Here is a 24770-nt window from a genome sequence, read left to right as displayed (position 1 = left end):
TAAAGCTTGGGTGGTTGCGATTGTGAATAAGTAAATAGAGCACATAAGGATCGCAATCTTCTGGTCTTGGCACCCTGCTTAGTGTCAGATCAGTGCTGATCTGACACTAATAATCGGCGGGGGGTTACAGGTGCTAAAGACAAAATTTGTCCGTGTGATGGTGGGAGAGGGAGCTAGTCATACAAAAGCCGATTGACGATCGGTTTTAGGTGTGTCAGTCTGATTACCAGATTGATAATCTCTAAGTGGTTAGGATTCATGCAGCTGGGTGAACTAGAAAAGCAAGTCTTGCAATACTTCTGGAAGGGGCGGACGGCAGACGCAAAGTCTGTCTATGCGCATTTCGAGAAGCAGCGCGGAGGTACCTTGAATACTATCCAGAGCACGCTGGATCGATTGTTCAAAAAAGGGCTCCTTTCCCGTGAAAAACAAGGGCATGCCTTTCAATATAGTGCAGCCATGGATCGCCAAGCTTTTATCGCCAAGCTTATCGAAGAAATTGGCGAAGATTACAGTGCGGATCCTGGCAGTACCCTTATTGCAGCTTTCAGCACCTTTTCTGAAAAGCTGTCGGATGATCAGGTTTCGGCCCTGGAAAAGCTGATTGAAGCGCGCCGGGCTGCCGACTCGAAGAGTAGTTGCTGATGATATTCGGCTATCCGGCGTTGTTTCTTCACTTGTTGACGATCCTGATCTTGGGAATGGTCACAGGAACGATGATGGCTAGTCTGCTGGTTCGTCTGGTTGCCAGTCGTCTGCCGCACTATCAATTGGCTATACGAAGAAACCTACTTTGGGCCTTTGCCGTTTTTCCGCTGTTTGCCGGGGTGGCTGCAGCGTTGCTTTCCTACCTCCCTGAGTGGAAGCCTCAAGCGAACCTGTGGCTGGCCGACATTATTCATTGGCATCATGCCTATCTTTTCTCGCCCGCATCCTGGCATGGGGTATTCTTGCTTTTTTGCCTTATTGGGCTGCTGGCCTTGTTTGCTTGGAGGGGCTGGCAAGGGGTGTCCGAAGTTCAGCGTCAGCAACTTCTCGGACTGCTCAGTGAGCGCGACAAAGATGGACTAGCAGAACTAGACACCCCTGTGCCAATGGCGTTTGTGGCCGGTTTGTGGAGTCCCAAGGCCTATATTACTCGAGGCCTTGCCTCCAGAATCAGTGCGAAAGAGCGGCGGGTTATTAGTCTTCATGAGCAGGCTCATATTTGTCGCCGCGATCCGTTGGCCAAGTTCGCCTTCTCCCTGTTGACGTGCCTGTATCCCCCCGGTGTACGCCGTTTCCTGCAGGCCGAGTTTGAGCTGGCGATTGAACAGTTGGCTGATGAGTGGGTTGTGCAGCGCTATCCCCAGCCTGCAATTATCGCTCAGGCGTTACTCCAGGTGGAGAAAATCGCCGTAAACGCTCAAGACAGGCAAGCAGATGATGCATATAGCTATTTTGCCCGCCATGCGGTTGAACGGCGTGTTCATCACCTGCTAGGCGTCAGTGAATATCGTGCTTTGCCTGTGGTGACTGTTGTAGTGCTTGCTATTTCTGCAACATTAAGCAGCGCGGCCGGTGTTGACGTGCTCCATCATTTATTCGAAACCCTTTTCCTTCATTGAGAGAGTTCAGATGAGCTGGATTTCTGTTTTTTTTACGCGTAAAAAACCGATTGCCAATCGGTATTTGTCGCACTTGATGCTGCCCATTTTACTGCTGATAGGTCAGACCGCTTTAGTGGAGGATGCGGCGGCAGCCTCGCTGACTCTACAGCAAGCGATTGAGCGCAGCCTCACTCAGCATCCGCAACTGGAAGCCATGTCATTTCGTGCTGGCGCGTCACAGGCACAAATTAACCAAGCCAAATTAAGAACCGCTACCGAAGTCCAGTTCGAAGTAGAAGATGCGCTCGGTAGCGGTGTCTACGAAGGGGCTGACAGCGCCCAGGCGACCTTGAGTCTGAGCTGGGCTTTGGAAGGTAAACAGATAGATAGTCGGGTCGGCGCCGCTGAAGCGCGCCAGTCTCTGGTTACCATCGAGCTTGAGCGCCAGCGATTTGATGTAGGAGCGCGTACCGCACAAGCATTTCTCACTGCGCTGTCTTACCAGGAACGATTGGCTGTAGCCGAAGGGGCAAGAGACAGTGCGGCCCAATCTCTTGAAGAGATACGTCGCCGTGGTCGGGCAGGGGGGGCATCCCGAGTGGATGTCCTGCGTACAGAGGTGGAATTGCGTCGCCGTGAACTTGATGTGGAAGACCTGGAGCATGAGCTGGCGATAGCCCGTCAGCAGCTTGCAGCGCAATGGGGTAACAGTGATTCAGCGGACTTTGAGCTCCTCGGACAGCTTCAGACAAATCAGACGCTGGTATCCATGGAGGATCTGAAAGTCAGACTCAAAGACAGCCCTAGAGTCAAAATCTTCCTAACCCGAGCCAGGGTGAATGAATCGGAGATGGCGATAGCCAAGTCTGATGCGCTTGCAAGTTGGCGCTTTTCTGCGGGTGTGCGTCGCTATGAGGCGACAGATGATTTTGGCGTAGTGGCCGGTGTTGCGATTCCTCTGGGTAAAAATCGGCGCAATGAAGTGAGGGTCAGCGAATTGCAGGCTAAACGATCAGTCAATCAAGCCATGGCGATCAGCGAGGAATCGCGTTTAAAAGCCAGGCTGTTTGAGTTGTATCAAGCCTTACAGCACAGCCGGCATCAGACAAGCACCTTGCATGAAGAAATTATTCCTCGGCTACAGAAGGCGGTGGCTGAGGCAAATAAAGCATATTCGGTTGGCCGTTTTACTTATCTGGAATGGCAATCCGTTAAGCAGGAATTGCTGGATGCTCGATTGGCGTTGATCAGTGCGCAGTTGAGCTCCCACGTTAATCTCACAGAAATTGAACGTCTCACCGGAATACCTCTCTCTGCAAACAGTAAGGAGAAAAATTAATGAAAGTAGCAATAAAAAATATTGGTCTGCTGTTAGTGGTTTGTCTATTGGCGATTCTCCCTACTGTTGGTATTGCTGCTGGTGCTGTTGAAAATGAAGAGGCCGAGCCTGATAAGGGACCCAATAACGGTCTGATGCTTCGCGAAGGAAGTTTTGTGGTGGAGCTGGCTATCTTTGAGACCGGAGTGCCGCCAGAGTATCGCGCCTGGATAACCGACGATGGTAAGGCAGTGGATCCGGAAGTAGTGGAACTTGAGGTTGTGCTGACACGGCTTGGCGGCGTGCGTGATGAAATCGGTTTTACTGTTCAGGAGTCGTTTTTGCGCGGAGATATGGAAATATATGAGCCTCATTCATTCAAGGTGACGGTAACCGCGCAATATCAGGGGAAGAACTACCAATGGCAGTATGACAGTTTTGAAGGCCGCACAACCATCGATCAAGAAGTCGCTGACTCCATGGGTGTTGTCACGGAGGTCGCTGGTCCCGCTCTCTTGCATGAGACTATTTCTGCCTACGGAAAGCTGAAGCTTCCTCCTTCTGGAAAGCGAGAGCTGCGAGCTCGTTTTACAGGACAGATTGTCCGTGTGCACAAAAAACTTGGTGATACGGTTTCCCGTGGAGATATTCTTTTTACTATCGAAAGTAACGATAGCCTACGGTCTTACTCATTGCGTGCCCCTATGCCCGGTGTGATCGCTTTTATGGATGGGGGGGCTGGTGAGGCGACCGGAGAACGTATCTTGGCCGTCATAGTAGATATCGAGCAAACCCAGGCAGAAGTCGCGGTCTATCCTCTTGACCGCCAGCGGGTAAAAGAGGGTAACCGGGTCATGTTGAAGCAGGCAGGTGGCAAGACGCCGGTGTCTGGCGAGGTGATCTTTATTGAACCTATGGCTGTCTCAGGCCAGTCCCAGAACGTGCTAATAAAACTAGACAAGCTTCCTTTAGGCTGGAAGCCGGGGCAATTTGTGGCTGCTGAAATCGAAGTGGCTAAGCATCCGGTCGACCTTGCTGTGAAACGTATTGGGTTGCAGGGATTCAGGGATTTTACCGTAGTGTTTGCCAAGGTAGGGCAGCAGTATGAGGTGCGCATGCTGGAGCTGGGTCGCCAGGATAAAGAGTGGGTGGAGGTGCTCGGTGGTTTGAAGCCCGGCACCGAATATGTCAGTGAGAACAGCTTCCTTCTCAAGGCCGATGTCGAAAAGTCCGGCGCTTCCCACGATCACTAAAGGCCTGTAGATATGCTAGAAATCATAATTCAACACGCCATCCAGCGCCGCCGTTTGGTGCTGGTGGTTGTCGCTCTTCTGTCTTTTCTTGGATTGTGGAATTTCAGTCGCTTGCCGATTGACGCGGTGCCGGATATCACAAATGTCCAGGTGATGATCAATACTGAGGCGCCGGGATATACCCCGTTGGAAGTTGAGCAGCGGGTTACCTATCCGATTGAAACCACGTTGGCTGGCCTACCTGGGCTCGAATATACCCGCTCGGTCTCCCGTTATGGCTTATCTCAAGTAACAGCAATTTTCAGTGACGACACTGACGTCTACTTTGCTCGACAACTAGTAAGTGAGCGGTTATCAGGTGCCCGTTCGGATCTGCCTATGGGTTTGCAACCAGAGATGGGGCCAATCGCTACCGGGCTGGGTGAGATCTTTATGTTTACGGTGGATGCGGAACCCGGTGCCGTTGATGCACAGGGCAATTCCATTACACCCACGGACCTGCGTTCAGTGCATGATTGGATCATTCGCCCGCAATTGTTGCGTGTGCCCGGTGTTGTTGAGGTGAACCCCATTGGGGGCTATAAGCGGGAAATTTTGGTGGCTCTTGATCCGGGTAGGTTACTTGCAGCCGGTATCAGTCAGCAACAGATCGTAGAGGCTGTGGAGGCCAATAATCAAAATCGTGGTGTGGGATTTGTAGAGCAGAACGGCTCTCAATGGTTGCTGCGGGTGCCGGGTCAAGTTGTCTCACTTGAGGCTCTTTCCAATACCCTTGTGACGGCAGAGGATGGCAGTCGGTTACGACTTAAGGATGTGGCTACGGTAGAAGAGGGGCTGGAGTTACGTTCGGGAGCGGCAACCCAGAATGGCCGCGAAGTAGTAATGAGTACGGTGTTTATGCTGGTCGGTGAAAACAGCCGAACGGTCGCTAGCGCAGTGGGTGAAAAGCTTGAGGAAATCAAGGCTGGCCTACCGGAAGGTATTACCGCCACCGCTGTCTACGACCGCACCGGTCTGGTAGAAAAAACCCTGGAAACTGTACAAAAAAACCTATTGGAAGGGGCGTTGCTGGTCATCGTTATCCTGTTCCTTTTGCTGGGTAATGTTCGTGCAGCGCTTCTAACTGCTGCTGTGATTCCCATTGCCATGTTAATGACCATTACTGGCATGGTACATGCGCGAGTAAGTGCAAATTTGATGAGCCTGGGTGCGCTGGATTTTGGTTTGCTGGTGGATGGTGCAATCATCATCGTGGAGAATTGCCTGCGCCGACTGAGCCAAGCGAAGGGAGCGGGGTCGTCACCAAGTCAGAAAGAGCGTCTGGTTATTGTCTTTACGGCAACCAAAGAGGTGATGCGGCCTGCACTGTTTGGTGTCTTTATCATTACCGCCGTCTATCTTCCGATATTTTCCTTGTCCGGTGTAGAAGGGAAGATGTTTCACCCCATGGCGCTGACAGTGATCATAGCCTTGGCTAGCGCCATGTTGTTGTCAGTAACGTTTGTGCCTGCCTGTGTAGCTTTGCTTTTTCGCAATGGAGTGGAAGAGAAGGAAAATAGAGCCATGATAGGGTTGCGAAATGGCTACCAACGTCTGGTAAAAAAAGCCGTAGATCTGCGTATGGTGGTTGTCTCTTTGGCTGTATTCGTTGTGCTCGGATCAATTTTTATGGCCAGTCGTCTTGGCAGTGAGTTCGTGCCGAATTTGGATGAAGGGGATATTGCTATGCATGCCCTTCGCATCCCTGGAACCTCCCTTGGTCAAGCAATTTCGATGCAGAGAACGCTGGAAGAAAAAATCCGGAAGATGCCTGAAGTGGAGAGAGTTTTCGCCAAAATTGGCACAGCCGATGTGGCAACCGATGCCGTTCCACCCAGTGTTGCGGACAACTTCATTATTCTCAAGCCTAGGGACCAGTGGCCAGATCCAGGGAAATCCAAGGCGCAAGTCGTCGAGGATTTATCTGCCATCGTCGATACTGTTCCGGGTAGTCGTTATGAATTTCTGCAACCGATACAGATGCGCTTTAACGAGCTGCTTGCCGGTGTTCGCGCGGAGCTGGCTATTAAAGTATTCGGTGATGACTTCAAACAGCTTGAGGCAGTGGGAAAACAGATTGAAAGTGTGGTGTCTGAAATAGACGGGGCTGCGGACATTCAGATGGAGCAAGTAACTGGCCTACCTGTTTTGACGATTACACCTAAGGAGCCAGTGTTATCGTCGTATGGCCTAGATAAGTCAACGCTGCAATCCCAGTTGTCTATAGCATTAGGGGGTGAAGTGGCAGGGCGTTTCTATGAGGGTGATCGTCGAGCCGATATCGTCGTTCGACTGGCTGAAAAATATCGAACCGACATGGAAGGCTTGGGATATCTTCCTATTCAGGTTCCTGGTTTCGGTTCGATTCCCTTGCGCGAGCTGGCTAGTATTGACTTGGTTGATGGATTCAACCAAGTCAACCGTGAAAATGGCAAGCGTAGGGTGGTCGTCACCGCTAATGTGCGTGGCCGAGATCTAGGTTCGTTTGTGGAGGAAATTCGCGAAGGCATCAATGAAACCGTACAGGTGCCGGCAGGTTACTGGGTGGAATACGGCGGCACCTATGAAAAACTGCAATCTGCTAGTCAGCGACTGACGCTGGTTGTGCCACTGACATTGTTGATGATTGTGGCGCTGCTGTATTTTGCACTGGGTTCTATCAAGGATTCACTCGTGATCTTTACTGGTGTGCCGCTAGCGTTGACGGGCGGTGTGCTACTGCTGTTTCTCAGAGATATCCCCTTTTCCATTTCTGCAGCTGTGGGTTTCATCGCGCTCTCGGGTATTGCCATCCTCAATGGGTTGGTAATGGTGTCGTTTATCCGTGAGTTGATGCATGAAGGTGTAACGCTGGATGACGCGATTATTGAAGGCGCGGTGACCAGATTACGGCCAATTATAACCACCGCACTGGTGGCATCATTGGGTTTTGTGCCGATGGCGCTGAATACGGGTATCGGGTCTGAGGTTCAGCGACCACTGGCGACTGTCGTTATTGGCGGCATTATTTCTTCTACCTTGCTAACGCTATTTGTCCTGCCAGCCCTGTACCGGCTGGTCAATGGGAAGGCAGCGCAGCAAATCAACAACAAGGGAGTTTAGGTTGTGAAATTGAAATACTGGATTGGTCTTCTATCCATTTTGGCAAGCAGCATCGCCATGGGGCATGGCATGTCAGCAGAGGATAAGGCGAGGGCGCTCAATGCCGGTTTCATGGAGTACATTGAGCTTGGAGCGATGCACATGGTCACAGGCTATGACCATTTACTGTTTCTGTTCGGCGTGGTGTTCTTTCTGACCCGCTTCAGTGACATTGTTCGTTTTATAACCGCGTTTACCATTGGCCACTCGATTACTCTGGTGTTTGCCACCCTCTATAGTATTCAGGCGAATTACTACCTAGTGGATGCGGTTATCGCTCTGACTATCTGCTATAAGGCGTTTGATAACCTTGGCGGTTTCAAGACTTATCTGAAGATGAAGTCACCAAACTTAATGTGGATGGTTTTCGCTTTCGGTCTTATTCACGGGTTTGGACTGTCGACGCGATTGCAGCAATTACCTCTGGCAGAAGATGGTTTGGTTTTTCGCATCCTGGCTTTCAATGTTGGCGTAGAGTTGGGGCAGATTGCTGCGCTGGCCATCATGTTGTTTTTATTGTCTGGTTGGCGCCGCATGGCATCGTTCAAACGCTTCAGTCAAGCGACCAATGGGCTGCTGATGGTGTTGGGGTTGCTGTTGCTGTTGATGCAGCTGCATGGATATCTACACTCAAGCAATCCTGATGAATTTCCGCTGAACAAGGATGATCACCAGCATACTCATGAAGACATGGGGGTTGCTAATTCTCCGCTGTCCGGGTACGAGAAGCGCTTTGATTTGGATGCAGAGGATAGTGTTAACGGTGAGGTTGAAACAGAGGGTCGTGAGCCGGAGGAGTTGCCAAACAGTGCCTCTAATCCTCACGCCCATGGTGACGGCGAAGCCCATGTACATTAATAAATTTGATCTGTTTTTATGAGGAAAATGTTATGAGATGGATGAAAATCTTGATGACGATGATGGCCTTGAGTTTTGCCTCGCCGGTGTTTTCTCACGGCGGAGGGCATGCCACGGTAACCGCCGATCAGGCGGAGGAAGTAGCCAAGTATGTGGCTGTCGAGCTCACCGAGGAAGATCGGGGTATGGGATTTGGCAAACTGGACGAAAGCTGGAGAGAGATCCCCGACGAGAGCGTGGGTATCAGTAAATCTGGCCCCGGATATTACATTGTGGCTATGAATCATGAAGATGAGGAGCGAACGCTTTATATACTTATGTCCAACACGGGTAACGTGTACGACGTAAACTTCACTGGTGAGTTCAAAGGAATTGATTGATATTAGGCTAGGGAATCAGGAGGAAAAATTATGTCAATGCTAGTCATTAAATACCTAGTATCAGCCGCAATTATAGTCTTGGTTTCCGAGCTAGCTAAGCAGAGTGATAGGGTGGGGGCGCTATTGGCGTCACTGCCTGTCGTTACACTAATGGTCTTGGTGTGGCTTTATTTTGAGGGCCAACCCACTGCCAAACTGGCCAATCATGCTTGGTATACCTTTTGGTATGTGCTCCCAACGCTGCCCATGTTCGCCTTATTCCCAGCAATGCTTGAGCGCTGGGGATTTTGGCTGGCTTTATTAGTGTCAGCTTTTTTGACCGTATTTTGTTTTGCTCTGCTTGCTTTCTTGGTAAAACGCTGGGGAATTGATCTATGGTGAGGAAAGCGACTATTTTGCGGAAAATTGCCCAATCCTGTTTAGACTAATGTCGATTGCTGGCTGTCAGAATTCAATAATAGGCGTGTTATTTAGGCGTGGGTCAAATATGTGAGTATATTCTTCATAGAAAGAGTAGGTAGCCTGAATGCTTAGTTGAGCTCTAGATGTCACTTGGAGCGAAAACTCCCATTTAACGCATCAGCTATCATCTTGGTTCTGTCAGATCCTGGAGCCGGGAGCCCAATTTCTCCCAAGCCTCGCTGCATTCCTTGGTATAGCTATGGCGTTGATAGGTCCTTTTAACCCTATTTTCTTCGGTGTGGTTCAGGCAGCGTTCTGCGACTTCAGGAAGTACGCCTAGAGCGGTCATCATGGTTGCGCCGGTTCTGCGAAGGTCGTGAGGTGTCCACTTGCCACCGGGTAAACAAAGAGCTTGCGCGTTGTTAGTGCGATTGCTCATGGTGCCACTATTTGACGGGCGCTGTCGGTCAGAAAGCTGCTTGGTTATGGTTTTTGAGCAGAGAGGGCCGGTTTCCGCTCTGTTCGGGTAGCACCATGGGGACAGGCCTGTCATTTCCTGCAGCTGTTGGAAGAAACTGACAGAAAAGGCTGACAGGTGTACTTGATGAGGCTTGCCGTTCTTGCTGTTTTCGGCAGGAATAAGCCAAGTTCTTTGCTCTAGGTCAATATACTCCCAGCGTGCCGCCAGAAGTTCACCAATGCGGCAACAGGTGGAAAGTGCTATCCAGACAGCCAATTCAGAGGTTTTCAGCAGGTTGGCAGAGGGTAGGGCGTTTGTCAGTTGTCGAATCTCGTCCTCGGATAGCACTCGGTCACGTTCAGTCTCCTTACCTCCGATTTTGGCTTTCCGAATACTGCTGCTGGGGTCGAATTCAATGATGTCTCGGTCCACGGCAAAGCGGAACATCTGTCGCATCAGGCTGAATACGACTTTCACCATGCGGGTGACACCCCGTGCCGCCATGGCATCTGTCACCTGAGTGATGTGCCCTTTACGGATGTCTGCGACAAAGACTTGGCCAATGAGGGGGAGAACGTCCTTCTCGAACATGCGCCGGACTTCTGTACCCTTGTCTTTCCGGTGTGACACGTCAATTTCCATCCATCGCTCAAAGAGCTGGGAAACGGTTTGCCGAGAAGCCAGTGCAGCGGCCTCGGCCTCTTTTTGTGCCGCTTCTTGCTCAAGGCGTGATAGCTCTGCTTGCCTAGCGGCCTCTCGAGCGGCCCGTTCTGAGTTAAGGTGCTCTCCAATGTTCTTGATGCCTGAGACGTAGAGCCGCGATAACTCGCTGGCTTGGGTGCGGGCTTGCTTGAGAGTGAGCCCGGTGGTGCCAGTGCGTGAGTAAACTCCAAGCGGGTGAAACTGGCGTTTACCTGTCTGGTCACTGTAACGGAAGTAGAAGAGATGCTTCCCGTTTGGCTGAAGTCTGACCATGAATCGACCATGCCCACGTGGGCCGTCTTCGGTTAGCCAGGCATCTTTGGGGTCTTTTGGAGTGAGGTGTCTATCTGTGATGATGCCCATGTATGCTCCGAAATCTCGTCACCGTTCCGTCACCGTTTCTCAATCGCTTTCGGTGGATTCTAGTGGACGTTGTTGGACAATGCAAAGATGTATTTTTAACTAACTTACTGATATTTAATGGTTTATAGATTCTGTTGGACGGCGACGGACAAGCTGTAACCTTTATGGGGTGCAAGGGGTAGGAGGTTCGAATCCTCCCGTCCCGACCAATCGAGATACAAAAAAGCCTGACTGGTAACAGTCGGGCTTTTTTGTGCCTGGCGTTTGAGGGCGGAGTGTTTTTCCAGAGGGGTACGCGGTGCGTCCGTCGCTTGAGGGGCACCCGATCAGGGTTTTCCCTTCGCTTTATACGCCGCTTTGCGTGCCTTTTTCTTTGCCTCTTTTTCTTCTTCTTTTTTACGCCGAATCTCCGCCACCTTTACATGCTCTTTCTCCGCCATGGCCGGGCTCTCAAGGGTGATGGGGCCGAGTTTGGCGCTGCGGTATTCGTTTATCAGCAGGGCGGCGGTGCGGTCGAAGTCCACGTGGCCGCCTTTGCCGATACAACCGCGTTGCTTGCCGATGGTTTCCAGGAAAGGTACGCCTTCATCCGGGAGAGCCTCCAGTTTGAAGCGCTCCTTCATTAACTCCGGGTAGGCCTGCATAAAGTATTCGGCGGCGAACAGGGCCACGTCGTCTTCCTGCATGGCGGTGGCCTTGATGGCACCGGAGAGGGCGAGGCGGTAACCACTGTCCGGGTTTTCGATTTTCGGCCAGAGGATGCCTGGGGTGTCGATGAGCACCAGGCCGTTGCGCAGGTCGATACGTTGTTGGCGTTGGGTCACTGCCGGTTCATTCCCCGCTTTGGCGATGATGCGGCTGGCCAGATTGTTGATCAGGGTGGATTTGCCCACGTTGGGAATGCCGGTGATCAGGGCTGTGACGCTGGTGGCGCGATCCGTGCGTTTGCCGGCCATTTTCAGGGCGGTATCCACCAGCTTGCGGATTTGTTCCGGCTTTTCGGTGGTGATGGCCAGGGCGCGTACGCTTGGATCCTGTTCCAGATGGGCGAGCCATTGTTCGGTGACGGCGGGGTCGGCCAGGTCGCTTTTGCTAAGCAGTTTGAGACAGGGCTTGTCGGCCCGGAATTGCTCGATTACCGGGTTGGCGCTGCTATAGGGCAGGCGGGCGTCTACCACTTCGATGATCAGGTCCACCTTGGGAAGAATGTCGCGGATTTCGCGGATGGCCTTGTTCATGTGGCCGGGGAACCAGTTGATGCTCATGGGCGCCGTATCGTGTTCATTGAATGTGGAGGGAGTATAAACCAGGTGGGCGGGAGAATGTTGAGGGTTGGCTGGGGGCATATTGGAAACAGATTTCCCGGGCTTTTGACGGTTTTGGCCAGCCCGGTGACACGAATCGTCATTAGTGTCTCATATGGCCTCCCGTACACTGACCTGATTGAGTCTATAAACAGTGGAGTGCGTCATGGATCTGCAGGTGCCGGAACAGGAAGCATCATTTCGGGATGAGGTGAGAACGTTTCTGGAGGAAAACCTCACCGATGAAATTCGCGAGGCAGGCAAGATGGTGACATCGGTGTTTTCACCGGCGAAAGAGGCCATGGCCTGGCAGACGATCCTGAATGACAAGGGCTGGGCGGCACCGCATTGGCCAAAAGAGTTTGGAGGCACTGGCTGGAGTGTGACCCAGCGGGCCATTTTCGCCGAAGAGCTGGTGCGTGCGGAAACGCCCCCGCTGGTACCCATGGGGCTGCACATGTGCGGGCCCTGCCTGATTGGCTGCGGCACCGAAGAGCAGCAGAAGGAATACCTGCCAAAGATCCTCAGTGGCGAACATTTCTGGTGTCAGGGGTACTCCGAGCCCGGAGCCGGTTCCGATCTGGCATCACTGAAAACCTTTGCCGAGAAAGACGGTGATGACTACATCATCAATGGCACCAAGATCTGGACCACCTACGCGCACCATGCCAACAAGATGTTCGCGTTGGTGCGCACCCGCAAAGACGGCAAACCGCAACAGGGCATCACGTTTCTGTTGCTGGATATGGATCTGCCGGGCATTTCCATTGAGCCCATCGTGGGGCTGGATGAAGTCCCGGAGCAGTGCCAGGTATTCTTCGACAATGTCCGCGTCCCGCAGAAGAACCGGGTCGGTGAAGAAAACGATGGCTGGACTGTGGCCAAATATCTGCTGACGTTCGAGCGTGGAGGTCAGGAGTATGCTCCCAGCCTTCATGTGCAGCTGGAGAAGATCAAGATGATGGCCTCCAGACAACAGACAGTATTCGGTTCGTTGCAGGATGACCCGGTGTGGCAGTACAAGCTGGCTCAGCTGGAAGCGGATGTGCTGGCTCTGGAATTTACGGAAATGCGTATCAAGTCGGCACTGTCAGCCGGCAAGGACCCTGGCGCACTGTCATCCATGACCAAGATCCTGGGCACGGAATTGCTGCAGGCCATCACGGAGCTGCGAATTGAAACTCTGGGGGCTCAGGCGACGATCTGGCAGCCCCAGGCGCTGGTGCCCGGTGACGAGCAGCCGATTATCGGGCCGGAATATGCGCTCACGGCGATGCCTCATTATCTCAATTCTCGGGCCTGCTCCATTTACGGCGGCTCCAACGAAGTCCAGCGTGGCATTATCGCCAAAGCTGTGCTGGGTTTGTAAACGTCCGCCAATAAAGGAGAGATCGTCATGAATTTTCAATTGAGTGAAGAGCAGCAGATGTTGGCGGACAGTGCCAAACGTTTTGTCCGTGACAACAGTAATGTGGAAAGCCATCGGCAGAATAAAAAACTGATGCCCCTGAATGAAGCCACCTGGCAGCAGCTTGCAGAGCTGGGCTGGCTGGCGGTGCCGTTTGAGGAAGAACACGGCGGCATGGGCATGGGGCCGTTGGAAACCATGGTGCTGTTAGAAGCCTTGGGCGAAGGTTTGATTATGTCGCCGTATATCGCAACCGTGGTGTTGGGCGGCGGGTTTCTGCGCCGGGCGGATGCTGCGACGCAAGCGAAAACCATTCCCGCCTTGATCGAAGGCCGTTTGCAGTTGGCGTTTGCCGCTGAAGAATACGAACGGGTTTTTAGCCTGGAAAACACGACCCTTCAGGGCGCAGTGAAAGGCAATGATGTAGTGCTGAATGGCACCAAGGCATCGGTCATGAATGGTGATCAGGCCGATTTGTTGGTGGTACTGGTCCGCACCGCGGGGCAGCCGGGTGACAAGGAGGGCTTGTCCCTGTTCCTGGTGGATGCCAATGCCGAAGGGATTGAGCGTGCGCCGCATCGCATGGTGGATGGTCGTCAGGGTGCGGAAATCCGCTTCGCTGACGTGAGCGTGTCTCAAGACGCATGCATTGGTGAATTGAACAAGGGCTACCACGTGGCCAAGGCGGTTCTGCAGGAAGGCTTGCTGGCCTTGTCGGCGGAGAGCGTGGGCAGCATGTCGGTATTACTTGATGATACGGTGGAATACACCAAGACCCGCAAACAGTTCGGCGTGCCGATCAGTAAGTTTCAGGTATTGCAGTTCCGTATGACGGATATGTTCATCGCCATGGAGCAGACCCGCTCCCTGTTGCTGGCGTCGACACTGAAATACGTGGAAGGTCACGCTGATGCGGATAAGGCCGTGCATGCCATGAAGGCCCAGTTGGGCCGCGCCGGGCGCAAGATTGGTCAGGAAGCGATCCAGATCCATGGCGGTATGGGCATGACCGATGAACTGGGTGTGGGCCATTTCGTGAAGCGTCTGACCGCAGCGGATGGGCTGTTTGGTAACGCCGATGTGCATTTAAGGGGGATGGTAAAGCCTGCCTGAATCGATGCCGGGGCGGGGGCCTGGCCGCCCCCGCCGTGTGTGATGATTGCGGGCCGGGAAGCCATAAGGTATATACCCCTGATGAGGGCGTTCGCTTGGGGTGCTCGTGTATCCGGTTTGAATCACAGGGAGTTGGAATGTCGCGCAAACATATCGCATCGGAGGCACTGCTCAAGAATATTCAGGTTCCCCAGGGCGACAAAACCTACGAGAAAATTCTCGATGCCGGGTTGGCGCTGTTTGTGGAATTCGGCCTGCGGCGTACCACCATGGAGGATGTGGCGACCCGGGCGGGCATTGGTCGGGCGACGGCCTATCGCCGCTTTGCGGACAAGGACCAGTTGATTCAGGTGGTGATTTTGCGCGAATGCCAGCAGCAACTGGCGATGATAGAGAGCGACCTGGAGAAAGTGGACGATGGTCTTGAACGCGTTCTAGAGTCCTTTGTACTGGCGGTAACCCGAGCCCATCGGCACCCGTTGCTGAAGCGGTTGCTGACCTCGGAACCGGAAACCATTTTGCCGTTACTGACGCAACGGCTGTGGCAAATGATGGGATTCTTTCGCATCTATCTGGCCGGGCTGTTGCAAGTGGAGCAAGACAACGGCGCCATACGGCAGCAGCCCATGGAGCCCATGGCTGAGCTGATGCTACGGCTTATGCAATCCATGGTGCTGTCCCCTGATGGCATATTGAACCCGGCCGATGCGGCCAGCGTTCGTCAGGTAGCAGAAGACTACCTGCGCCCGCTTCTGGCTCCTTGATAGCTTTCCTGACCCTCTTACTAACCCAATTCTTCCTGACTCAAAGTAACGGGTAATTGATCCTTTTGTTCTAAACATAATGCGGAAAGCTGTATGCATGGGTTGCTTTTCGGTCTGAGTGAGACGTATTTTTTAATTTGTCTCACAGCCAGTGATCGAATGTTTCATGACACAGACCGCCGAACAAACAGAACGACGCCTGGACCTTCAACCTTTAGGGCCTGATTCCCTGACCTGGCAGGATTTCGGTTCCTGGCGTTTTCATTTGATGCTGCCACAGGCTTTTGTGTTGCAGGTGGCGCACCCGATTATTGATGCGGGTGTGGGGGAACACTCCGTCTATAAAACGGACCCCTGGGGCCGCGCCAAACGGTCCACGGAATTGTTGTGGCCCATCGTGTATGCGAGCCCCCAGCGTGCGATCGAGATGGGTGTGAAACTGTACGACCTGCATCGCTCCATCAAGGGCGTCGACAAGCACGGCAAAAAGTACTTTGCGCTGGACCCGGAGGCCTACAGCTGGGTGCACATCACCGGTTACGACGCCACCCTTCGCATGCATGAGCTTTACGGCACGTCGCCCACCACCCGGCAGCGCCATGCGATGTTTGCCGAATGGCGGCAACTGGGAAAACTGATGGGCATCCGTGACAAGGACCTGCCCGCCACGGAGAGCGAATACTGGGATTACTTCCACGGCATGATCCGCGACAAGCTTGAGTGGGGAGCGGTGGTGCAGGATCTCATGCGCCCCGAGCATTATCTGGAAATCCCCAAGCCCCCAAACAGCAAGATACCCGATACCGCCTGGCGCATGATCCTCGCCGTGATGGGGCGCTTTATGCGATTCAATTTGCGCGCAACGCTGCCCGATGCGTTCCGCGAAACCTTCCATATTCCCTGGATGACTAATGACGAGCGCCTTTTCCGTCTGTGGTGTGGCACTTATCGCACCATGCATGCCCTGACACCGAAAAAGTGGCGATTGATTCCACTGGCCCGCAAAGCCTACACGGATGCGCAGCGCCACCCTGAAGCCTATAACAGCAATAACTGAAGGTGCTTTTTATGAAGTCGGATACTCGCCCCTGGTTGTCTACCTATGAATCGATGGGCCATGACTGGCACACCCTGCCAGAGCTGCCCGAGAAAACCCTGTCGGACTATGTGCGAGGGTATGCGGAGCAGTTTCCGAATCGCGAAGCGCTGGTGTTTCTGGGGCATGCCATGAGCTACCGGCAACTGGATGAGATGGCTGATCGCATGGTGGCGTTGTTTGTGGCACAGGGCGCCAAAGCGGGCGACGTTCTGGGCCTGCAGATGCCAAATACCCCGCAATATGTGGTGGCCTTTATTGCGGCGGCGCGTCTGGGCATGGTCAGTACCAGCATCTCGCCTTTAATGACTCCGCCGGAAATTATTCACCAGGCCAGCGATGCCAGAGTGAAAATCCTGATGACACTGATGTCGTTCTGGCAGACCTCCATTCCACCGGTATTGGGCAAGGTGGAGAGCCTGAGCACGGTAATCGTGTCCGGGCCCATGGATCTGGTTACTGGCCAGGGAGAAAGCGTGGAGGAATCCCGGGACGGTGTGAATGTCATGTCGTTGCATGATCACCTGCCGTCCAGTGCGGATCCGGTCAACACGAAGGTAGCGATGGATGACGTGCTGTATCTGCAGTACACCGGTGGCACCACTGGTATGCCGAAAGGGGCCCGGCTCAGTTCGTTCAACCTGTTCATGAATAACCTGCAAGCCAACGTGTTCTATGGCTACCGCACCGGTGAAGAAACCGTCGCCTCGGCGTTCCCGCTGTTTCATATCGGCGGGGCGGCCGTGTTGTTCAATGCCCTGCGTACAGCGTCCACGTTCCTGCTGATCCCGGATCCCCGGGACATTGATCATTTTGTTGGCGAAATGCAGAAGCGGACACCGACGGTGCTGGCGGCGGTGCCGGCGTTGTACCAAATGCTGTGCGCTAACGACACCTTCAAATCACTGGATTTCAGCGGCTTGCGCATGGCCATTTCCGGTGCCGCACCGTTTGCCAAGGAAGAAGTACAGAAACTGGAAAGCGTGGTCGGTGCCGGCAAGTTTTGCGAAGTGTACGGCATGACGGAGACCAGCCCGGTGATCACGCTGAATCCGGCATCACACTTCAAGGAAGCCCACGTGGGGATTCCGCTGCCGGGCACGGATGTGCGCATCGTGGATGCTGAAGACGGCAATATCCCGATGCCCCTGGGCGAAGCCGGAGAAATCATCGCAGCGGGTCCACAGATCATGCAGGGCTATCTGGCCATGCCGGAAGCCTCTGAAAAGGCACTGCGGGTGATGGATGGTCAGACGTGGATGCACACCGGTGACATTGGCGTCATGGATGAAGACGGTTTTATTCGCGTCTGTGACCGCAGCAAGGACATGCTGATTGTCGGCGGCTACAAGGTGTTTTCCGTGGAAGTGGAAAGCAAGGTGCAGAGCCTGCCATGGGTCGCCATGTGCGCAGTTGTCGGCCGCCCGGATCATGACCGGCCGGGTAACGATGTGGTGCAGCTGTATATTCAGCGCATGCCGGACAATCAGGCGTCCGAGTCAGACCTTAAAGCAGAGTTGTCCACGTTCTGCAAAGCCAATATGTCGCCTTACAAGGTACCCAGAGAGGTTTTCTTCATTGATGCCATCCCTCTTACCTCCGTGGGCAAGATCGACAAGAAAGCCTTGCGAAAAACCGCATAAAAGCAGCCCGAATACCAACAACAATCAGGTGAATGATGATGATCTCCTTGCTGCCTCAACAGGGTAAAAAAATGCTGTTGGTCCTGCTGCTTGGCCTGCAGGGCTGCTCTTCCCTACAAGAGTCGAGCTATGTGCCTACCTCTCCGGAAACACTGAATGAGTGGATGGTGGAAGGTCAGTTTGTGCTGCGTGCGGATGGCATAAAAAGCAAAAGCTATTTTTACTTCAAGCAGCTGGGAGAAAATTACCAGCTGGCCGTGTTGATGGATGATCCAGTGGGTGCCCCCAAGGCGGTGATCAGCGGCAATGTCTATGCGCCGCAAGAGGAAACGCTGGATGTGATCGGTGGGGCGAGCGCCAAGAAAGTGGCTGAGCACCTGCATGCCCAGCTCCAGGCGGGAGATCTGTCCTATTGGGTGCGGGGGCTGCCTGCCACCGCCAATGCGGTGATCTATCAGGAGAATCTATACCTGCCGGAGTCCATCGAAGAAAACGGGTGGAAGATTGCTTACCAGGATTACATGTCCGTGCAGGGGGGCTATCGCTTGCCTGCAGATATGGAAATGAAATCTGAGGGCGCGTCTCTGGATCTGGAACTGGTGCGAGCGGAAACCGGGTTTCTCACCAGCCCCTGTGATCAGGGCATAGCCGATGATCAGAAAACGGACAACCCTGACGGTGCTTATGACTATGCCAGCGATGATGCGGTGAAGCGGTTGGTGCCCGAAGATGGCAGCGCGCCGTTGCCGCTGTGGATTGATGAAGCCAACTTCTGTAAACAGCTGGCCAAGGTCCATAACAACAAAATGCCCAATCCCCGCGAGGGGCTTTTTGGCCCGGATTCCATGATGTGGAAACTGGATGGTTTGAGCGCGCCACCCGCCTTTGGTGCCGGTCGTGCACTGTTGTTGCAGGTAGCACACCCCTGGGTAACCGCAGGTATTGATCAGCACTCGGAAGTGCGCAATGACCCCATGGGGCGGGCCCGTCGTACTTTCTATCATATCTCCAGCATGGTGTTTGGCAGTATGCCCCAGGCGATGGCCTCGGCGAACCAGGTGCGGGATATCCATGAGGAAATTGACGGTGAAATGACTGAAGAGGCCGGTGCTTTCCACCGGGGTTCCGAATACCGGGCCAACGAAATCAACGCCATGATCTGGGTGCATGCAACACTGTGGGAAACCATCGTCCACATGTACGAAAAGCTGGAAGATGATCTGACTCCGGAAGAGAAGAACCAGTTCTACGAAGAAACCAAATTGTTTGCCATGTTGTTCGGGATTCCGGAAAGCGCCTTGCCTAAAGACTGGGACGCGTTTATGGACTATAACCGCGCCATGTGGGAAAGCCCGCAGCTGACGGTGACTCCCAATGCCATGCAATTGAAGGAAGACCTGTTTGACGCCAAATCCATCTGGATGATCGCGCCACTCTGGGGGCAGAAAATCATCACCGCTGCTGAATTGCCACCGCGTATTCGGGATCAGTACGACATGAAGTATGGCTGGTGGCAGAAATTCAACTATGGCTGGATTCGTGGCGCCACCTGGACCGCCCAGGTGTTGATGCCGAAGAGCATGGAGCATCACCCGATTTATCATGAGGCACAGGCGCGTCTGGAAGGTGAGCGGCTGGGCGGTTATAACCAGTGGTTGATTGAAGCCTTCTTCGATAAGGAGCGGCTGGTCAATTGAAGAGGCGCGGCATCAATCTGGTGATGACGGCGCTGTGGCTTGTCATGAGTGCGCAGGCATTGGCGATCAGCGGCTATGATGAAACCGAGTTTATGACGGTGGATGCGTTTTTGTCCCAAGTCTATGGCGAGCCATTGCCGGGGATGTCTCTGTTGCCGTTACGTGGCGACCTGCGTGACCAGGTAGAGACGGCACTGGGGCATCGGTATCGCGGCCTGCGTTTGCGTTACTGGCAGCAGGGGAACGTGACGACCTGGATCATCGACGAGAAAAGCAAGGACATGCCGATGACCCTGGCCGTGGCCGTGGGGCCGGCCGGCATTACTCACCTGAACGTGTTGGTATACCGCGAACCCCGGGGCGGGGAAGTGCACCAGGCGTTTTTTCGTCAGCAATTTGTCGGGATCACCCTGCAGGATGACCTGAGCCTGTCCCGTGAGGTGGATGGTATTACCGGCGCCACCCTGTCGGTGGATGCCGTCAGCCGCGTGGCGGCCATGGCTCTGCTGCTCCATCAACACGTCATAGCCTCACAGGCAGAACCGGCCACAGACTGAACCCCGGCCTTTCCAAACCCGCCCTGACGTCTCACTATCGAACCATTGACGCTGCCGACCCTCTAACGTTTATGGTTCGATTATCCTCGCGCATGCTTCGCCGCTGGGCATATGGCTTGTTGTTACTGCTGGCCACCGTGCTGCTACTGATTCTGGTGGCGGTGGGCTGGGCCTATGGTGCAGGCGTGCGCGTCAGTGAACCGGGTTGGCAGCAAGGCCTGACACTGGGGCAGTGGCGCCTGATACGCGACGATTGTGTGGCCGCCCGTGGCACGGACCTGACGTTCGAGGACGTCTGGCCGCTCAAGATCAAGCAGCGGGTGCTTGCCGTCTACGATTGCAGTGCCGGGAGCGCCTCGGGGGCTTCCAGTGAGAGATTCCCCGACGGGCTTCCCTGGACGCCGCCCTTTGATCTGCAGGTTGCCGAGCTGGACCTGTCTGCATTGATTGATACCCCCCTTCCCGTCATGGCGATGCAGCTTAATCAACAGGAGCAGCGCTGGCAGCTGCAAGCGTCTGCACCGCAGGTGGCGCTACAGGCGCAATACCAACGCGCCGAGGGGCAATGGACAATCAACAGTGAAGGGGCGCTAAGCGCGCTGTTGCCGGATTGGCAGGGCCACTGGCAACTGCATGGCGAAGGGCGTTGGCAAGGAGAGCCAGACGGGGAGATACAGCTGGAGATGCGCTCGGCCGGACCGGTCACGCAATCGCAACGGGCGGACCTGATCGCGCAAGCCCATTTTCAGGGAGTCGACTGGCAGCTGCAGGCGGATCTGGCCCAGCCATTGGCGCTGAACAATGACTGGCAACTGACCGCCGCAGAGCCCCTTGAGGTGGCGGGCAACGGCCTCGCGTTGACGAACGCCAGGGGCAAGCTGCAACTGGCAGGCCCGCCGGGCACGGTGACATTGCAGGCTCATAATGATCCCGACGCAACCAACCCGGCGGGGCTTGAACAGGGCCGGGGGATGTTGCTGTTGCAGGGCGACAGCCTGGGCGGTCAGCTGGACTTTCATTGGCAGGATCGCGTGCTGGTGCTTGAGCCGGCGTCGCTGACCTTGCCGCAAAATCTTACCGCGCAGTGGCAGGAGCCACTGCAGATACCCATGGCCCGTTCCGGCCGGGCCGATCTGCCGTTGCGGTTGGGTTACGACGGCTTGAACGTGAAAACCGGTTCCAGCCAGATTCAGTGGCAACGGGCAGGGGCTGAAGACGCGAGTCAGCTCGATTGGCAGTGGGCGGGCGATCTGTCGCTGCAGGGCCAGTGGCAGGGCTACCAATGGCAAGGAGAGTGGCAGGGCGCTGTCGGCAGTAATGGGCTGGAGGGTGAGCCCGTCAAGCTCACGGCGCGGCAAGGGAGCGATCGTCTGAGCTTTCTGATGCCGGTAAATACCTTGCAGCAGGCCCCGTATGGTGCCGAGGCCAAGGTGAGCGGCAACATGTCCGGTTACCCGCTGGACGGCACCCTGGCTTTTGCCCAGTCCGGGGCCGGCTGGGCCGGTACGCTCCAGGCCAGTACCACCTTGCCGCAGTTTGAGCGTGGCGGGCAGGTGACGGTAAAGGCCCCCTGGTCGTTGGCGGATGGCACGGTCAGCGTGGCGGCAGGGAGTCAGGCGTCAATTTCCGAAGGGCTTATCGGGCAGGCCTTGATCCGGCCGGTATCGCTGCGTGCAACGGGGCCGTTGCAGATCAATGGACAGGGCATCACCGGCACCGTGGCCATTCATGGCGGTGGCTTACTGGCCGCCCGCTGGCGCCTGCCGCCGATATCAGGAACGGCGACGATGAAAGGCAAGCGGGTGCAGAGCCGGTTAACCGTGAGTGAGTGGCAAAGCGAATTGCGGGCCAAGGGTGCGCTTGAGAATAATGGTGGTGCGAGCGGCACCTTGACCATGCGCAGCGCGCTGGTGCCAGCCATGGGGGTGGGCCTGGCCGCTACTCCACGGCAAGGTCAGCTGGAAGGCAGCGGCCGCTGGCAATGGCGGCAGACGCTGAAAGCTTCCGGGGATATCACGCTCACCGGTGCGGATCTGGACTGGGGCAGCGTGACGGTCCGTGGCGCTGCCGGGGTGCTTCATGGTGAATACGATAACGGCCAAGTGCAGCTTAGCAGCGCCGGCCCCGTGACGGTGGACACCCTGGATATCGGCACGCCGATCACTGATCTGGCTCTCACCGTGGATAGCGACCTGTCTCAATGGCAATTTACTGATATCCGGGCCGATCTGTTGGGCGGTTATTTGCGATCCCCGGCACTGGACTGGCCCTCCGCCCGCCCGCAACCGGTGGTGATCAGCCGTATTGATCTCGCCGAAGTGGCCGCATTGCAAAACCCGCCACCGGTGTCCCTGTCCGGGCGAATCGGCGGCTATGTCCCCTTGCAGTTGGGAGCGGATTTTCTGGTCATCGAACAGGGGCGATTAGCCAACGAAGAGCCTCTGTCGTTGATCATTCCTGCTTCGTCCAGCGTGCAAGCCATGGCCGACTCCAATCAGGCGGTGAAGTTGGCGCTGGACAGCCTTAGCACCCTGTTGATCAGCGACTTCCAGGCGCGTATGGCCATGGATAAAGTGGGTTGGCTGGATGCGGCGATCACCATTAAAGGGATAAACCCGCAAAGAAAAAGTCTGCCGGTAGTGTTTAACTACACACACCGGGAAAACGTGTTGGCGTTGATGCGCAGCTTGCGCATTGGCGATGAAATCACTGAACAACTGCGCACGGAGAATCGATGATGAAAAAACTCGGGCTGGGCACGGTGTTGCTGGCCGGCTGGCTGTTGGCGGCTTGTACGCCCACGGTGGCCCTGAAAGCACCGGAAGATCCCATCACTATTAACCTGAATGTGAAAATTGATCATGAAATCCGTTTGAAAGTGGAAAAGGATATCGATCAGTTGTTCAGTGAAGACAGCGACCTGTTTTAAGGAGTGGGTATGAAAATGTTGAAATCTGCATTGGCCATGGTGGCCTTGCTGCTGAGTATGGCCGCGTTTGCGCTGGATCTGGACGCAGCGAAAAGCCAGGGTCTGGTCGGTGAGCAGACGGATGGTTACCTGGGCGTTGTGAAAGCGACACCGGCGGCGGTGGAGCTGGCGGCGGATATTAATCAGAAACGTCGGGCCGCTTACGAACGCATTGCCAAACAAAACGGCATCACGCTGGAGCAGGTGGCCAGGCTGGCGGGCCAAAAAGCGATTGATAAAACCGAAGCCGGGCAGTACGTGAAGACGCCGGGTGGTCAGTGGGTTGAAAAATAATTGTATAAAAAAAGTTTTTCTACCAAAGCATTGGGATGAAAGTTCCAGGTAATGTTTTCGTACTAGTTTAGTGTAAACCGTTGATAGTAGAGGGGTTAAATTTCGGTAAATTCAGGGGCCTGGCGCCTCTTTGTGGCTGCTTGTTTTCCTTTCCAGTGTTTAAATTCCCTAAGAAATTCGGGAACAACTGGAAAGGAATCTGCCATGAAAACCTTTTTGCGTATGACCGCTGCGGTGCCTCTGCTGATCAGCCCCTTTGCATTCGCTGGGGAAAATGTGCCTGACAAATACGGGTACATCGGTGGGCATGCCAGCTACTATACTTTTTATGACAATGACGTCATCGGTAATGGTGGTGATGGCCTGGACGATGTGCCGTTTTATGGCGCTCAGCTGGGTTGGCGTTTCGCTCCAAACTGGTCCGTGCAGGGTTGGTACGAAGAAGTAGACGGTGACGCGGAGAGTAAATACAACTCCGGTCGTCGTCTGGACATGAAAAATTATTACGTCAGTGGCCGTTACCACTTTGATGACCATGGCCTGCTGGGTTTCGAACCCTATGCTGGTATCAATGTGGGCGAGCAGCTGATTGAAAGCCTGAATAACCCCAACAGTGACGATAACGACGAGCTGATGACCGGTGTGGAACTGGGTGTGCAGCGCGCGTTCTTCAAACACGTGATTCTGGATCTGGGTACCCGTCAGGCATACAGCCAGGACCGTGAATACTGGGAAGGCCAGGTTTATGCCGGTATTAATCTGGCGTTTGGCATCAGCGATGACGACGGTGGCAGCAGTGACGATGAAGTGGTTGCTGCAACCCCCGCGGAAGTGGTGACTGGCGACAGTGATGGCGATGGTGTCAATGACGACAAGGACCGCTGCCCGAACACCGCTTCCGGTGCGGTGGTGGATGCGGACGGCTGTCAGGTCTACGAGTCCATGCAGAATCGTGAAACCTCGGTGATCTACTTCGGCTTTGACCGCGACACCATTCAGGGTCAGTTCAGCGATGAAATCAAAGGTGTGGCAGATCGTCTGAATGCGGGCGAGCAAGGGCGCATCCGTGTGGAAGGCCATGCTGACAGCACTGGTCCGGCCGATTACAACCAGGGCCTGTCCGAGCGTCGTGCCCAGTCAGTGAAAGACCGCCTCATGAAGGACTTCTCCGTCGGGGCTGACAAGATCACCACGGAAGGTTTCGGTGAGAGCAAACCGGTGGCCGACAACAGCACTGCTGACGGTCGTGCGAAGAACCGCCGCGCGGACATCATCGTGGAAACTGAAGAGAAAGAAGCGCAGTTCAAATAAACGCGTGATGTAGAAACAAAAAACGGGATGCTTCGGCATCCCGTTTTTTTATGCCAGCAGCCCATGTTATTTCCGCGGTATTTATTGAGCGGGCCACTCAAACCGTGCGA

The 24770-nt window shown here is 54.6% G+C and carries 21 protein-coding genes; 19 read left to right on the top strand and 2 right to left on the bottom strand.

Features of this window, described 5'->3' with window-relative positions:
* Positions 1 to 258: 258 nt before the first annotated feature.
* The 8 genes from ADG881_RS05110 to ADG881_RS05075 are packed head-to-tail and all read left to right on the top strand — an operon-like array spanning position 259 to position 8959.
* Entirely contained in the window at positions 259 to 645 is a 387-nt protein-coding gene (locus ADG881_RS05110) for a BlaI/MecI/CopY family transcriptional regulator (protein WP_007149039.1), read from the top strand.
* Positions 645 to 1607: a M56 family metallopeptidase gene (locus tag ADG881_RS05105; RefSeq protein ID WP_035246380.1), complete on the top strand. Its 963-nt coding sequence runs from the start codon at positions 645 to 647 to the stop codon at positions 1605 to 1607. Before ADG881_RS05110 ends, ADG881_RS05105 begins: the two co-directional genes overlap by 1 nt.
* A gap of 10 nt (positions 1608 to 1617) precedes the next feature.
* The gene (locus tag ADG881_RS05100) at positions 1618 to 2928 is read left to right on the top strand and encodes a TolC family protein (RefSeq protein ID WP_039926254.1); all 1311 of its coding nucleotides are present in this window, start codon (positions 1618 to 1620) and stop codon (positions 2926 to 2928) included.
* Entirely contained in the window at positions 2928 to 4160 is a 1233-nt protein-coding gene (locus tag ADG881_RS05095; RefSeq protein WP_007148997.1) for an efflux RND transporter periplasmic adaptor subunit, read from the top strand. The genes ADG881_RS05100 and ADG881_RS05095 overlap by 1 nt, the downstream gene beginning before the upstream one ends.
* 12 nt (positions 4161 to 4172) lie before the next feature.
* A complete protein-coding gene (locus ADG881_RS05090; protein WP_007149917.1) occupies positions 4173 to 7301 on the top strand; it encodes an efflux RND transporter permease subunit in 3129 nt (1042 codons plus the stop codon).
* Between the two features lie 3 nt (positions 7302 to 7304).
* Positions 7305 to 8198 carry a HupE/UreJ family protein gene (locus ADG881_RS05085; protein WP_007148867.1) on the top strand — a complete coding sequence of 298 codons (894 nt, stop codon included), beginning with the start codon at positions 7305 to 7307 and terminating at the stop codon, positions 8196 to 8198.
* Between the two features lie 32 nt (positions 8199 to 8230).
* Positions 8231 to 8578, top strand: coding sequence for a DUF6488 family protein (locus ADG881_RS05080; RefSeq protein ID WP_035246386.1), 348 nt, complete (start codon positions 8231 to 8233; stop codon positions 8576 to 8578).
* A 30-nt stretch (positions 8579 to 8608) separates the two neighbouring features.
* Entirely contained in the window at positions 8609 to 8959 is a 351-nt protein-coding gene (locus ADG881_RS05075; protein ID WP_035246388.1) for a DUF3147 family protein, read from the top strand.
* Between the two features lie 205 nt (positions 8960 to 9164).
* On the opposite strand, the gene ADG881_RS05070 is transcribed toward ADG881_RS05075, so the two are convergent.
* Together ADG881_RS05070 and ylqF are read right to left on the bottom strand one after the other, a co-directional pair.
* Positions 9165 to 10505: a site-specific integrase gene (locus ADG881_RS05070; protein ID WP_007150272.1), complete on the bottom strand. Its 1341-nt coding sequence runs from the start codon at positions 10503 to 10505 to the stop codon at positions 9165 to 9167.
* 326 nt (positions 10506 to 10831) lie between these two features.
* Positions 10832 to 11770, bottom strand: coding sequence for a ribosome biogenesis GTPase YlqF (gene ylqF / locus ADG881_RS05065; protein WP_007149531.1), 939 nt, complete (start codon positions 11768 to 11770; stop codon positions 10832 to 10834).
* Positions 11771 to 11975: 205 nt separating this feature from the next.
* On the opposite strand from ylqF, the gene ADG881_RS05060 reads away from it, so the two are divergent.
* From ADG881_RS05060 to ADG881_RS05010, 11 genes are all read left to right on the top strand, one after another.
* Positions 11976 to 13178: an acyl-CoA dehydrogenase family protein gene (locus tag ADG881_RS05060; protein ID WP_007149736.1), complete on the top strand. Its 1203-nt coding sequence runs from the start codon at positions 11976 to 11978 to the stop codon at positions 13176 to 13178.
* 27 nt (positions 13179 to 13205) lie between these two features.
* Positions 13206 to 14330, top strand: coding sequence for an acyl-CoA dehydrogenase family protein (locus ADG881_RS05055; protein WP_007151350.1), 1125 nt, complete (start codon positions 13206 to 13208; stop codon positions 14328 to 14330).
* A 137-nt stretch (positions 14331 to 14467) separates the two neighbouring features.
* On the top strand, positions 14468 to 15094 hold the full coding sequence (locus tag ADG881_RS05050; protein WP_007149012.1) for a TetR/AcrR family transcriptional regulator: 627 nt from the start codon (positions 14468 to 14470) through the stop codon (positions 15092 to 15094).
* A 166-nt stretch (positions 15095 to 15260) separates the two neighbouring features.
* On the top strand, positions 15261 to 16151 hold the full coding sequence (locus tag ADG881_RS05045; RefSeq protein WP_039926249.1) for an oxygenase MpaB family protein: 891 nt from the start codon (positions 15261 to 15263) through the stop codon (positions 16149 to 16151).
* A gap of 11 nt (positions 16152 to 16162) precedes the next feature.
* Positions 16163 to 17833 carry a class I adenylate-forming enzyme family protein gene (locus tag ADG881_RS05040; RefSeq protein WP_039926246.1) on the top strand — a complete coding sequence of 557 codons (1671 nt, stop codon included), beginning with the start codon at positions 16163 to 16165 and terminating at the stop codon, positions 17831 to 17833.
* A 32-nt stretch (positions 17834 to 17865) separates the two neighbouring features.
* Positions 17866 to 19530, top strand: a complete 1665-nt coding sequence (locus ADG881_RS05035) for a lipoprotein insertase outer membrane protein LolB (protein ID WP_007148523.1) — start codon at positions 17866 to 17868, stop codon at positions 19528 to 19530.
* Positions 19527 to 20087, top strand: a complete 561-nt coding sequence (locus ADG881_RS05030) for an FMN-binding protein (RefSeq protein ID WP_007148386.1) — start codon at positions 19527 to 19529, stop codon at positions 20085 to 20087. The genes ADG881_RS05035 and ADG881_RS05030 overlap by 4 nt, the downstream gene beginning before the upstream one ends.
* Positions 20088 to 20179: 92 nt before the next feature.
* Positions 20180 to 22825, top strand: coding sequence for a YdbH domain-containing protein (locus ADG881_RS05025; protein ID WP_007149737.1), 2646 nt, complete (start codon positions 20180 to 20182; stop codon positions 22823 to 22825).
* A complete protein-coding gene (locus ADG881_RS05020; protein ID WP_007150851.1) occupies positions 22822 to 23016 on the top strand; it encodes a YnbE family lipoprotein in 195 nt (64 codons plus the stop codon). The genes ADG881_RS05025 and ADG881_RS05020 overlap by 4 nt, the downstream gene beginning before the upstream one ends.
* Positions 23017 to 23025: 9 nt before the next feature.
* Complete coding sequence (locus ADG881_RS05015; protein WP_007150870.1) at positions 23026 to 23349, top strand: YdbL family protein; 324 nt, start codon at positions 23026 to 23028, stop codon at positions 23347 to 23349.
* A gap of 204 nt (positions 23350 to 23553) precedes the next feature.
* Positions 23554 to 24660: an OmpA family protein gene (locus tag ADG881_RS05010; protein ID WP_007151236.1), complete on the top strand. Its 1107-nt coding sequence runs from the start codon at positions 23554 to 23556 to the stop codon at positions 24658 to 24660.
* Positions 24661 to 24770: the final 110 nt, after the last annotated feature.

Origin of the sequence: Alcanivorax sp. DG881, assembly GCF_000155615.1 — a bacterium.
Taxonomy (GTDB): Bacteria; Pseudomonadota; Gammaproteobacteria; order Pseudomonadales; family Alcanivoracaceae; genus Alcanivorax.
Note: the sequence above shows the minus strand (reverse complement) of the source record. Positions and strands in the feature narration are given on the sequence as shown.